Raw genomic sequence first — 12,215 nt, 5'->3', positions numbered from 1 at the left:
GTACATGGATGTGCGCCGTTCGCGGCAGGGGCAGGATGCCCCTTCCGCGAATCCCCGGGATGGACGCGGACCCGGAGCGCGTCAGCGCGGAGGGCGCAAGGCAGGGTGTGCTTTCTTTTGGTTACTTTTCTTTGCACAAGCAAAGAAAAGTGACTCGCCGCAAGGCGAAAGCCCTGGCTGTTGCTTGAGATGTAGGGGCCGTACGTGAAGAACCTCCGCGGTGCCCGCGGGCTAAATCACGGGCGGTCACCACGTGACAGCCGCGGCCGTGCGTGCTTAAGTCGTCGCCCTCCTCATCGGCGAAGGCCCGTCCATGCCAGCTCTGTCCCGTCGCGTGCTGTTCTCCGTCCTCGCGCTGTGCTGCGGCGCGGCCTGTGCGCAGGCGCCCGATGCGGTGCCGACCGGACGCCTGCCGGATTGGGCGGTGCCGGAGCACTATGCGCTGGACCTGAAGATCGATCCGGAGCGCACCAGCTTCGACGGCACCGCCACCGTCCGCGTGCGCCTGGAGCGCGCCTCCGATCATCTGTGGCTGCACGGCAAGGAGCTACGGGTGAGCAAGGCCACGCTGCGCACCGCCGATGGTGCGTCGTTCCCGGTGCGCTATACCCAGGCCGACGCGCAGGCCGGCGTGGCCCGCATCGCCTTCGGGCGCACCCTGCAGCCGCAGGAGCTGACCCTGACCATCGTCTACAGTGCGCCGTTCAATCAGCAGTTGCAGGGGCTCTACCAGGTCAAGGCGCAGGGGCATGCCTACGCCTTGACGCAGATGGAGCCGATCAGTGCGCGCTACGCCTTCCCCGGCTTCGACGAGCCGGCGCTGAAGACGCCGTTCGCGCTGCGCCTGACCGTGCCCGAGGGCGAGCAGGCGCTGGCCAATACCCGCGCCGAGTCCACCGAACCGGCCGGCAAGGGCTGGAAGACCGTGCGCTTCGCCGAGACCGTGCCGCTGCCGACCTACCTGGTGGCTTACGCGGTCGGGCCGTGGGACGTGGTCGACGGGCCGGCGCTGCCGGCCACGCCGCAGCGCCCGCAGTCCACCCCCTTGCGCGGCGTCGCTGCACAAGGACAGGGCCCGCGCATCCGTCGCGCGCTGCAGCAGACGCCGGAGATCATCACCGCGCTGGAGGACTACTACGACTTCGGCTATCCGTTCGACAAGCTGGATCTGGTGGCCGCGCCGGACTTCTCCGCCGGCGCGATGGAGAACCCCGGTTTCGTCACCTTCCGCGACTGGCTGCTGTTGCTGGACGACCATTCGCCGCGGCACAACGTCGAGGGCTCGTTCAACGTCACCGCGCACGAGCTGGCGCACCAATGGACCGGCGACACGGTGACCATGGCCTGGTGGGACGACCTGTGGCTCAACGAGGCCTTCGCCACCTGGATGCAGCAGAAGATCACCATGCGCCTGCGGCCGCAGTACCGCGCCGACCTGGACCGCATCAGCGCCGCGCATGACGCGATGAACAACGACAGCCTGGTCAGCGCGCGCAAGATCCGCCAGCCGATCACCGGCAATGGCGACATCGAGACCGCCTTCGACAGCATCACCTACCGCAAGGGCGCCGCGGTGCTGGGCATGTTCGAGCAGTTCGTCGGCGAGGATACCTTCCGCAGCGGCATGCGCAGCTACATTCGCGCGCACCGCTTCGGCAACGCCACTGCCGACGACCTGGTCGATGCCATCGCCGCCGCGGCCGGCAAGGATGAGGAGTTCAAGGCCGCATTCCGCAGCTTCCTCGATCAGCCCGGCGTGCCCTATCTGCAAGCGCAGCTGCAGCCCGAGGCGGGCGGCGCGGTGCTGCACCTGCACCAGCAGCGCTTCCTGCCGCTGGGCTCGCGCGGCAACGCCGCACAGACCTGGGGCGTGCCGGTGTGCGTCAAGTACGGCACGCGCCAGGGCGTGCGCCGTGCTTGCCAGATGCTGTCTTCCAGCGACGGCCGCCTCACGCTCGCCGGCGCCGATGCCGACAGCTGGGTGATGCCCAACGCCGGCGGCACCGGCTACTACCGCTTCGCCCTGCCCAAGCCGCAGCTGGCCGCGCTCGGTCGCCATCTCGATGCGCTCGACGATGCCGAGAAGCTGGCCTATGCCGATGCCATCGACAGCGCGTTCCGCACCGGCGAGGCCGATACCGCGGACGTGATCGCGGCGATGCAGCAGTTGGCGCCGGCCAAGGCCACGGCGGTGGCCACCGCGATGAACGACCGCATCGCCTGGATCTGGCGGGTGCTGGCGCGCGACGAGGCGCAGCGCGCCATGCTGCGCGAGGCCACCGACGCCGCGTTCGGCGCACGCCTGCAGGCGCTGGGCGATCGGCGCCGCGCCGGCGACAGCGATGACGACGTGGCGCTGCGCTCCAACCTGGCCGAGCTGCTCGGGGTGACCATGGGCGTGCCGGCGGTGCGGCAGGCGCTGCTGGCCCAGGGCGATGCGGTGCTGGCCGGCAAGGGCGGCGCGCTGGATTTCGCCGCCGCCAACCCGGATCTGCTTGGCGCAGCGCTGACGGTGGCGGTGCAGGCGCGCGGCGCGCCCGCGGTGGACGCATTGATCGCGGCCTTGCGCGGTCACGGCGAACCGGCCCAGCGCAACGCGATGATCGAAGCGCTCGGCGCCGTGCAGGATCCGCAGCAGCTGCAGAAGGTGCGCGATTTCGCCCTGACCGATGCGATCAAGGTCGGCGAGATGAACAGCCTGCTGATGGGCGCGCATGCCGAGCCGGCCACGCACGCCTCGATGTGGCCCTGGTACACCGCGCACTTCGATCGCATCGTGGCGCGCTCCGGTTCCTTCGACGGCGGTCGCTTGCCGGCGCTGGCGGCCAGCGGTGGCTGCGATGCCGCCGAAGCGGACCGGCTGGAGGCGTTCTTCACGCCGCGCCTGAAGGCACTCAGCGGCGCCGACCGCGGCCTTGCGCAGACCGCCGAGACGATTCGCCTGTGCAGTGCGCTGCAGGCGCGGCAGCGCGCCGCGTTTCCGCCGCACTGATCGCAGTTGCCAGGTCCCTGCGCCGCCCGCATGCTATGCTGCACGCACTCGCGCGGCAGGCGCAGGGATGGCGGATTCGGTGGCGGACGACGCTGCCGGGCAACGTTCAGGGGGAACGCATGGATCCGAAGCTGCATGACGTGTTGGCCAGAACCAATGTGGCCGAACTGGTCCAACCGGCGTGCGCCGAACAGGTGACGCATCAGCCTGTGCAGCCTGAGCCAGCGCCGCCGCCGCCGCCCAGATACGCCACCTCCGATCCGTTCCAGTACCACCTGGCCAGCACAGAGGTCGTCGGCAAATTAGCCGAGGGGCGTACGTCGCCGGCGCTGCGCTTTTTCGGCTGGTTGGTGTTCGGACTGCCAATGGCCTCGTTCGGATTGATGATGCTGCACGCGATCTGGTATGACGCGTCGGCACATGCCCTGTATGTGCCGCACACCCTGGGGCAGGCGGTGCGCATGCTGCTTGGGACTGCATCGGCGCTTGCCTTCGTGGTGGCCTATCCGTACTTCACCCGGCGTCGTACCGGCAAGGACTGATTGCGCGGCCCAAGCCGCGCCACGCGTGCGCTGCGTCTCATCGCGCAGCGCATGCGTTGGCCGGCAAGGGTCGTCGGTCATGGTTGCGACGTGTCAACGCCCGTCACGCCAGGCCGTTAGACTGGGTCGAACTCCACGCGTCCGGGATCTCCATGCCGCACCGACCACGCGCCGGCGTCCGCCTGGTGTGCCTTCTGTTGTCCTCGCTCGCGCTCGTGCTCGCCGGTTGCGGCAAGGCCCCGGCGCCGGCCGCTGCCAGTGCCGCGATTCCGGTGACGCTGCAGACGGTGCAGCCGCGTGCGTGGAACGACAGCCTGGCCGCGCTGGGCACGGTCAAGGCCCGCGAGTCGGTGACGCTGACCGCCAAGGTCAGCGAGATCGTCGAGCGCGTGCATTTCGAGAGTGGCCAGGAGGTGGCGGCCGGCGCGCCGCTGGTGACGCTGCGCGGGCAGGGCCAGCAGGCGGCGTTGCGCGAGGCCGAGGCCACCTACACCGAGGCCGAGCAACTGTATCGGCGGCAGAGCGAACTGGTCGGGCGGCAACTGGTGTCGCGCGCGCAACTGGACACGCAACGCGCGCTGCGCGATGCCGCGCAGGCGCGGGTGCTGCAGATGCGCGCGGAGATCGGCGACCGCAGCGTGCGCGCGCCGTTCGCCGGCGTGCTCGGCCTGCGCCAGGTCAGCCCCGGCGCGCTGCTGACGCCCGACGCGACCATCGCCACGCTCGACGACGTGGCCCAGGTCTACGTGGATTTCCAGGTGCCGGAGGCGGCGCTGTCGACGGTGAAGGCGGGCGATGCCGTCGGCGGCCGCAGCGTGGCGTATCCGGGGCGCGCCTTCGACGGCAAGGTCGCCACCGTGGACGCGCGCGTGGACAGCGCCACCCGCGCGGTCACCGTGCGTGCCGCGTTCGACAACGCCGACCGCGCGCTGCGCCCGGGCATGCTGATGGACGTGCGCCTGTATCGGCCCGCCCGGCAGGCGCTGGTGATCCCGGAGATCGCGGTGGTGCAGGTGGGGCGCGACGCTTTCGTCTATCGCGTCGGCGCCGACGCCACCGTGGCGCGCACCGACGTGCGCACCGGCGCGCGCCGCGACGGCCTGGTCGAGATCGTCGACGGCCTGCAGCCCGGCCAGCGCATCGTGGTCGAGGGCATCGGCAAGCTGCGTCCGGGCGTGGCCGTGGTCGATGCGAGGTCGACTGCCGCAGCCGCTCCCGCCACCACCGGCCCGAGTCCCGGTAGTGGCGCCGCGGAACGCGCCCGATGAAGCTGTCCGACGTCTCCATCACCCGGCCGGTGTTCGCCGCGGTGATGAGCTTGTTGCTGGTGGTGTTGGGGGTAATGGCGTACAGCCGGCTGACCCTGCGCGAGCTGCCGGCGATCGATCCGCCGATCGTGTCGGTGGAGGTGCGCTACCCCGGCGCCTCGGCGGCGGTGGTGGAGAGCCGCATCACCCAGGTGCTGGAGGACGCGCTGGCCGGCATCGAAGGCATCGAGACGATCCAGGCGCGCAGTTCCAACGGCGTGGCCGACATCAGCATCGAGTTCCGCGCCACCCGCGACATCGAGGCCGCCGCCAACGACGTGCGCGATGCGGTCAGCCGCGTGCTCGACCGCCTGCCCGACGAGGCCGACGCGCCGGAGATCGCCAAGGTCGAGGCCGATGCCGATGCCATCCTGTGGCTCAACATGAGCTCCAGCACGATGGATGCGCTGCAGCTATCCGACTACGCCGAACGCTACGTGGTCGATCGGCTCTCCAGCATCGATGGCGTGGCCCAGGTGCGCCTGGGCGGGCGCCAGCGCTATGCGATGCGGATCTGGCTGGACCGCGACCAGTTGGCCGCGCGCGACCTCACCGTGGCCGACGTGGAGAACGCGCTGGCTCGCGAGAACGTGGAACTGCCGGCCGGCCGCCTGGAGTCGGCCGACCGCGACTTCACCCTGCGTGTGGAGCGCAGCTACCGCGCGCCGGCGGATTTCGCCACGATTCCGCTCGGCAAGGGGCGCGACGGCTACGTGGTGCGGCTGGGCGACGTGGCCAAGGTGGAACTGGCCTCGGCCGAGCGCCGCGCCTACTTCCGCAGCAACGGCGTGCCCAACGTCGGCCTGGGCATCGTCAAGACCTCCACCGCCAACAGCCTGGACGTGGCCCGCGCCGCGCGCGCGGCCGCGCAGCAGATCCAGCAGACCCTGCCCAAGGGCACGCAGATCTTCGTCGCCTTCGATTCCACCGTGTTCATCGATGCCTCGGTGGAACGCGTCTACCACACCCTGATCGAGGCGGTGGTGCTGGTGCTGGTGGTGATCTGGCTGTTCCTGGGCAGCGTGCGCGCGGCGCTGATCCCGGCGGTGACGGTGCCGGTGTGCCTGGTGGCCGCGTTCATCGCGCTGTATGCGTTCGGCTTCTCGATCAACCTGCTGACCCTGCTCGCCCTGGTGCTGTGCATCGGCCTGGTGGTGGACGATGCGATCGTGGTGGTGGAGAACATCCAGCGTCGCGTCGACCTGGGCGAACCGGCGCTGGTGGCGGCGCGGCGCGGCACCGCACAGGTCGCCTTCGCGGTGATCGCCACCACCGCGGTGCTGGTGGCGGTGTTCCTGCCGGTCGGCTTCCTCGAAGGCAACACCGGGCGCCTGTTCCGCGAACTGGCGGTGGCGCTGGCCGCGGCGGTGGCGATCTCTGCCTTCGTCGCGCTGACCCTGACCCCGATGATGTCGTCCAAGCTGCTCAAGGCGCACGCGCGCGAGAAGCCCAACCGCGTGCACGGCTGGGTCGAGGCGCGGCTGCACGGGCTGAGCGCGCGCTATCGGCGCGTGCTCGAGCGCCACGTCGGCCGTGCCTGGGTGTTCGGCGCGCTGATGCTGGCGGCGCTGGCGGCCAGCGCGCTGCTGGCGCGGGTGATCCCCTCGGAACTGGCGCCGGCCGAGGACCGCGGCTCGTTCCAGGTGATGATCGATGCGCCGGAAGGCGCCGGCTTCGACTACACGGTGGGGCAGATGCACCAGGTCGAGGCCATCCTCGACCGCCACCGCGGCGACGGCCAGCCGATCGCGCGCGCCAATCCGCGCGTGCCCGGCAGCTTCGGCGCCAGCGAGGAGATGCACACCGGCCGGGTCAGCGTGTTCCTGCGCGACTGGAGCGAGCGCGACGTGGCCACCGCCGACGTCGCCGCGACGCTGCAGGAGGAACTGCGCGCCTTGCCCGGCGTGCGTGCGCGCACCCAGGTCGGCGGCGGCCTGGTCAATAGCCGCGGGCAGCCGTTCCAGATCGTGCTCGGCGGCCCCGACTACGCCGAGATCGCGCAATGGCGCGACCGCCTGCTCGCGCGCATCGCCGACAACCCCGGGCTGGTCGGGGCGGACTCGGACTACAAGGAAACCCGGCCGCAGATGCGCGTGGAGATCGACCGCCAGCGGGCAGCCGACCTCGGCGTGCCGGTGACCGAGATCGGCCGCGCGCTGGAGACGCTGATGGGCGCGCGCCAGGTCACCACCTTCGTCGACAACGGCGAGGAGTACGACGTGATGCTGCAGGCCAGTCGCGACGGCCGCGCCGATCCGGCCGACCTGGCGGCGATCAGGGTACGCGCCGATAGCGGCCAGCTGATCCCGCTGTCCAACCTGGTGACCCTGCGCGAAGTCGCCGAGCCGGGCAACCTGCACCGCTTCAATCGCCTGCGTGCCATCACCATCAACGCCGGCTTGGCCCCGGGCTATCCGCTCGGCGAGGCGATCGCCTGGGCGCAGCAGGTGGCGCGCGAGGAACTGCCCGATTACGCGCAGCTCGACTGGAAGGGCGAATCGCGCGAGTACCAGAAGGCCGGCGGCGCGGTGCTGCTGACCTTCGCCCTGGCCTTGCTGATCGTGTACCTGGTGCTGGCGGCGCAGTTCGAGAGCTTCATCCACCCGCTGGTGATCATGCTGACCGTGCCGCTGGGCGTGCTCGGCGCACTGATCGGCCTGGCGATCAGCGGCGGTACGCTCAACCTGTTCAGTCAGATCGGCATCGTGATGCTGGTCGGGCTGGCGGCCAAGAACGGCATCCTGATCGTGGAGTTCGCCAATCAGTTGCGCGATGCCGGGCGCAGCGTGCGCGACGCGATTGTAGAAGCCTCGGCGGTGCGATTGCGGCCGATCCTGATGACCTCGCTGGCCACCGTGGTCGGCGCGATCCCGCTGGTGGTCGCCGGCGGCCCCGGATCGGCCAGCCGCGCCACCATCGGCATCGTGGTGATCTTCGGCGTGTCGGTGTCCACGCTGCTGTCGCTGTTCGTGGTGCCGGCGTTCTATGCGCTGCTGGCGCCGTACACGCGCTCACCGGACGCGGTGCAGCAGCGCCTGCAGCAACTGGAAGCGCAGACGCCGTCGGTCGGCGGCCACGCCTGAGCCGGGCCGCTCAGGCAGCCGCGCTCAGGCCGGATCGACGCGCGACGGCGCCAGCGGCTGCGGCGCGCAGCGCGGCTGCTGCAGCAGGTGTACGAACTGCGCGGCGATCACCGCGCCACCGAAATGGCGCTGCACGAAGTCGCGCCCGGCCTTGCCCATGCGCTGGCGCCGTTCGCCGTCGCACAGGCGCAGAATCGCATCGCGCCAGCCGTCCACGTCGCCGGGCGTGAGCAGTTCGCCGCTGACCCCGGGGTCCAGCGTCTCCGCGGTGCCGCCGACGTGGCTGGCCAGCACCGGCACGCCGCTGGCCTGCGCCTCCACCGAGACCCGGCCGAAGGTTTCCGGCGCCAGCGACGGGAACGCCAGCATCGACATCGCGTTGTAGTAGGGCGTGGTGTCGTTGACCCAGCCGACGAAACGGTGGCGCTCGCCGTGCGGCTGGGCCGCAGCCTGCGCCTGCAACTGCGCCGCGTCCGGGCCGTCGCCCAGCCACAGGCAGTGCAGCCGCGGCTCCTCCGCCATCGCCGCCCCAGCGGCTTCCAGCAGCGGGAAGATGCCCTTGCCGGCGTGCATGCGCCCGCTGTAGCCGAGCACGATCGCATCCTCGGGCAAGCCCTGCGCGGCGCGGATGGCACGGCCACGTTCCGGATCCGGGCGCAGCCGCTCCATGGTCACCGGGTTGTACAGCACCTGCACCAGCGCCTCCGGCACGCCGCGCTCCAGGTAGGCCTGGCGCGCGTAGTGCGACACCGCGAAGAAGCGCGCGGCCAGGCGCGGGATCGCATAGCCGGACAGCGCACTCATCGCCGGTGTGCGGTGGCGGAACAGCGTGACCGGGATGCCCAGCGCGCGTCCGGCCAGCAGCAGCGGCCAGTATTCCTTGCCGAAGTTGCCCACCAGCCAGTCCGGCCGGCTGCGCCGCGCCACGCGCAGCAGCGGCCGGTAGCCGTCCGGGTCCAGCACGTTGCGGAAGTGCCCGACGTGCACGGTGATGCCGCTGCGGCGCAATTCGTCGGCGATCAGGCCGCCCTCGCAGGCGATGACCTCGACCTGATGGCCGACGCCGGCCAGCGCCTGCGCCAGCGCCACGAAATGGGTGGCCGCGCCGGTGTTTTCGGGATTGGTGCCGACGAACAGGAATTTCATCCGCGCCGGTCCTCGTAGGCGGTGAAGGCGCGCAGCGCGAACTGCGGCAGCAGGTGATGGCGCGCGACCTGGATGCGCGGGTAGCGCATGGGGTCCGAGCCGGCCGGGGCGCGGCCGCGGCGGGTGCTGGTGGCGGCGGTGTAGCCGGCCTCGCGCACCACGTCGGCGACGCGGTCGTCCACATCGCCATAGGGGTAGCAGAACTGCGGCACCGCCTCGCCGAGCAGGTCCTCCAGTTCGCGCTTGCAGCCGCCGATCTCCTCGCGCAGCGCCGCATCGCTGCAGCCGGTCAGGTGCGGGTGCGAGCGGGTATGCGCGCCGATCTCCATGCCGCCGGCGCGCCACTGGCGCAGCTCGGCGAGGTTCATCAGCGGCTTTTCGATGCCCAGCTTCTGCGCATCCCACACGTTGTGGCGGCCGATGCAGCCGCTGACCATGTACACCGTGGCGGTGAAACCCAACCGCTGCAGCACCGGCAGCGCCGCGTGCAGGTTGTCCAGGTAGCCGTCGTCCAGGGTGACCACCGCGATCTTGCCCTGGCGCTCGCCGCGCAGGTACGGCATGGCGTCGGACATGGACACGCCGCGGTAGCCCAGCCGCTGCAGCAGGCGCATCTGCCGGGCGAAGCGGCCCGGGCTCACGTACAGGCTGCGGTACACCTGCAGGTGCCGCGGCGCCTCGGCCACGTTGTGGTACATGAAGATCGGAATGCGGGCCGTGGCGGCGGTGTCGGAGGGCATCGGGGAACGGCTCTTTGGACGGAAGGGCGAGGTGCGGCGCGGGAGTCTACCGGGCCTGGCTTTCGCTGGTCTGTCGGGTAAAACCCTCAGCCGTAGACGATCGCGCCGCCGTGCAGGCCGCGGCCGGCGGCTATGCTGCGCTTCCCTTGCCGCAGGAGCCGCCGATGTCCGAGACCGCCGCTGCCGCCCCCTGGCGCGATCTGCAACTGCATCTGGACGGCATCGTGCTGCGGCGCTGGCGTGCCGAGGACCTGGATGCGCTGGTCCGCCACGCCGACGACGCCCAGGTGGCGCGCGGGCTCAGCCGGCGCTTTCCGCATCCCTACACGCGCGCCGACGGCGAGGCCTTCCTGGGCGGGCAGGTGATCGACCTGAACGACCCGGTGCTGGCGATCGAAATCGGCGGCGAGGCCTGTGGCGGGATCGGCCTGCATGCAGCGGCGCAGCCGGCGCCGGAGCGGGCCGAGCTCGGCTACTGGCTTGGCCGCGCGCACTGGGGGCAGGGCCGGATGACCCGCATCGTCGCCGCCTACCTGGACTGGGCGGTGCCGGCGTTGCGCCTGCAGCGGATCGAGGCGCTGACGCTACCAGACAACCATGGCTCGGCGCGCGTGCTGCAGAAGAACGGCTTCGTTGAGATCGGCACGCGCCGCGAACTGTCGTTGCGCGATGGACAGCCGCGCGATTTGCGCCTGTTCGCGCGGACCGGGGCGGCGGCCTGAGTCGCGCGTCGCCCGTGCGAGCGACGCGCGCGGGCCACGGCTTCAGTAGGAAATGGTGGCCGAGGTCGCGGTGGTGTCCACCGCGTAGTTGCATTGCACGTCCAGGCCCGAGCTGTCGCTGTACGACACCCACGCCGGCGACGCCACCTTCTGCATGCGGTAGTCGTAGACGCCGATCGCATCGAAGGTGATGCTCCCGTCCGGCGGATACTGGTCGCAGCTGTCCACCGCATAGACTTCCAGCGCACCGCCCACCACCAGGTGCGTCCGGGAATTGATGTCGTAGGTGGTGCTGAGCCGCACGCTCTGGCCGGTGGTGACGTTGCGCGTGTCGACGTTCCAGTTCGTGCAGGGCAGGCCGTTGTTGCAGGTGGCGTAGGTGTCGCCGACGATCCGGTCGCCGGCCCTGGCCGCGATGAAGTCGCTGTGCCACACCATGCCGTCCTGGCAGCAGTTCCAACTGCTCAGGTCCCAGCTGTCGTTGTAGCCGCGGTAGCCGAGCACCGGTTGCAGGATCGTGGGATCGTCGCTCTGCATCCCCGGGAAGAAGTACACCGTCTGCTGCGCCACGTTGGTCGGGTTCTGCGGCACCGTCCAACTGGCCACGATGCGCCCCATCTTGTTGCCGGTCACGTCGATGGCCGACTGCACCCAGTCGTGGGTGATCGGCGGCGGCACCGCGCCGCGCGCGCGCGCTGCCCGCAGCGCCGCGCCAGCGCGGATCGGCTGGCCGTCCAGGCCACGTCCGTCGGGGTGGACGCGGGTGCCGTTGGGGGTGAAGTTGTCCTGGGTGCAGGCCTGCGCCTGTTCGCGCGCGCCATCGGCATGCTGCAGGGCGCCGTCGGCGAGCACGCGGTCGCTGCGATGGACCTGGCGCACGCAGGCCGGCGCGAAGTAGCCGAACGGCGTCTGGATGTAGTCGTCGGGGACGTTGGTGGGCTTGTGCGCGGCGGGCAGGGCGCCGACCCGCGCCAGGCGGGCGTCGGGCGCGGCGGTCTGGGCCAGTGCGCTGGCGCTCAGGCCGAGCAGGGGCAGCATCAGCAGCAGGGCGGCGTGCACGCAGCGGCGTGCGGACGAGGAAAACGGACGGATGTCGGAGTGCATGGGAATCGCCTTGTCGTGAGAATGCGGAGTGCGTTCTCGGGAGCCCGCGGAGCACGGCGCTGCGCGATGCGGCGGCGCAGGCCATCGCAGGTATCCCGTCTGCGAAGCGAATGGCACGGTGATGGTGGGTCGATGGCGCCTGCGTGGTGGCGGAAGGAGCGGCGACAATGGACCCGATGCGCACGCCAGGCTTGTCGGATTTGCGCATGCGCTGCCGCGAATTCCGCACGGTGGAAGCCGGGAGCGAACCACTTCACGGTGCGGCCGGAATGCGGGTTGCGCTTTGCGGTGCATGACGTAGACAAGTCTCGGGGCCGCGCTGCGTCATGCCGGGGCAGCCAGTGGGGCGCGGATGAGCGAAAATCCCCACAGCGCGCCGTCCCGGGCGCGCGCCCCGTGCGTTTTTCAGGAGATTCCCATGCGTCATGCCCTTCGTTCCCGTTGTGCCGCGTCGGCGCGGTGCGCCTGCGCCGCGGGCGTGCGCCGATGACCTCGCCCTGGGGCAACCGCCCACGCGGTGGGAATCCCCCCTCTCCCCCCGGGAGAGGGGCCGGGGGTGAGGGTGCGGCGGCGACCAAC

9 protein-coding genes are annotated in these 12,215 nt (G+C 70.9%); 6 read left to right on the top strand and 3 right to left on the bottom strand.

Annotated elements, in window-relative coordinates:
* The 5 genes from CEK65_RS21250 to CEK65_RS19275 form a co-directional block, all read left to right on the top strand.
* Positions 1-188: hypothetical protein (locus CEK65_RS21250; RefSeq protein WP_226980648.1), on the top strand; the 188-nt coding region annotated here is incomplete at its 5' end.
* Positions 189-313: 125 nt separating this feature from the next.
* Positions 314-2,992, top strand: a complete 2,679-nt coding sequence (locus tag CEK65_RS19290) for a M1 family metallopeptidase (RefSeq protein ID WP_152182695.1) — start codon at positions 314-316, stop codon at positions 2,990-2,992.
* Positions 2,993-3,111: 119 nt separating this feature from the next.
* Positions 3,112-3,534: a hypothetical protein gene (locus CEK65_RS19285; protein ID WP_152182694.1), complete on the top strand. Its 423-nt coding sequence runs from the start codon at positions 3,112-3,114 to the stop codon at positions 3,532-3,534.
* Between the two features lie 152 nt (positions 3,535-3,686).
* Positions 3,687-4,802 carry an efflux RND transporter periplasmic adaptor subunit gene (locus CEK65_RS19280; protein ID WP_152182693.1) on the top strand — a complete coding sequence of 372 codons (1,116 nt, stop codon included), beginning with the start codon at positions 3,687-3,689 and terminating at the stop codon, positions 4,800-4,802.
* Entirely contained in the window at positions 4,799-7,924 is a 3,126-nt protein-coding gene (locus CEK65_RS19275; protein WP_150410282.1) for an efflux RND transporter permease subunit, read from the top strand. Before CEK65_RS19280 ends, CEK65_RS19275 begins: the two co-directional genes overlap by 4 nt.
* A gap of 24 nt (positions 7,925-7,948) precedes the next feature.
* Here CEK65_RS19275 and CEK65_RS19270 read toward each other — a convergent pair whose 3' ends face one another.
* Complete coding sequence (locus CEK65_RS19270; protein ID WP_152182692.1) at positions 7,949-9,070, bottom strand: glycosyltransferase family 4 protein; 1,122 nt, start codon at positions 9,068-9,070, stop codon at positions 7,949-7,951.
* Positions 9,067-9,810, bottom strand: coding sequence for a polysaccharide deacetylase family protein (locus CEK65_RS19265; protein ID WP_017910593.1), 744 nt, complete (start codon positions 9,808-9,810; stop codon positions 9,067-9,069). The genes CEK65_RS19270 and CEK65_RS19265 overlap by 4 nt, the downstream gene beginning before the upstream one ends.
* Positions 9,811-9,974: 164 nt before the next feature.
* Between CEK65_RS19265 and CEK65_RS19260 the strand changes: the two genes are divergently transcribed.
* On the top strand, positions 9,975-10,532 hold the full coding sequence (locus CEK65_RS19260; protein ID WP_223875672.1) for a GNAT family protein: 558 nt from the start codon (positions 9,975-9,977) through the stop codon (positions 10,530-10,532).
* 42 nt (positions 10,533-10,574) lie between these two features.
* Here the strand turns inward: CEK65_RS19260 and CEK65_RS19255 are convergent, their stop codons facing one another.
* Entirely contained in the window at positions 10,575-11,636 is a 1,062-nt protein-coding gene (locus CEK65_RS19255; protein WP_150410285.1) for a hypothetical protein, read from the bottom strand.
* Positions 11,637-12,215: the final 579 nt, after the last annotated feature.

Origin of the sequence: Xanthomonas sp. LMG 12459 (assembly GCF_009192905.1) — a bacterium.
Classification (GTDB): domain Bacteria; phylum Pseudomonadota; class Gammaproteobacteria; order Xanthomonadales; family Xanthomonadaceae; genus Xanthomonas_A; species Xanthomonas_A sontii.
The sequence above is the reverse complement of the archived record's forward strand: the minus strand, read 5'-3'. Positions and strand labels throughout refer to the sequence as shown.

Bases quoted from the DNA above. Each gene is read 5' to 3' on its own strand.
- CEK65_RS19275 (WP_150410282.1), top strand. From the start codon at position 4,799: ATGAAGCTGTCCGACGTCTCCATCACCCGGCCGGTGTTCGCCGCGGTG.
- CEK65_RS19290 (WP_152182695.1), top strand. From the start codon at position 314: ATGCCAGCTCTGTCCCGTCGCGTGCTGTTCTCCGTCCTCGCGCTGTGC.
- CEK65_RS19280 (WP_152182693.1), top strand. From the start codon at position 3,687: ATGCCGCACCGACCACGCGCCGGCGTCCGCCTGGTGTGCCTTCTGTTG.
- CEK65_RS19265 (WP_017910593.1), bottom strand. From the start codon at position 9,810: ATGCCCTCCGACACCGCCGCCACGGCCCGCATTCCGATCTTCATGTAC.
- CEK65_RS19260 (WP_223875672.1), top strand. From the start codon at position 9,975: ATGTCCGAGACCGCCGCTGCCGCCCCCTGGCGCGATCTGCAACTGCAT.
- CEK65_RS19270 (WP_152182692.1), bottom strand. From the start codon at position 9,070: ATGAAATTCCTGTTCGTCGGCACCAATCCCGAAAACACCGGCGCGGCC.
- CEK65_RS19285 (WP_152182694.1), top strand. From the start codon at position 3,112: ATGGATCCGAAGCTGCATGACGTGTTGGCCAGAACCAATGTGGCCGAA.
- CEK65_RS19255 (WP_150410285.1), bottom strand. From the start codon at position 11,636: ATGCACTCCGACATCCGTCCGTTTTCCTCGTCCGCACGCCGCTGCGTG.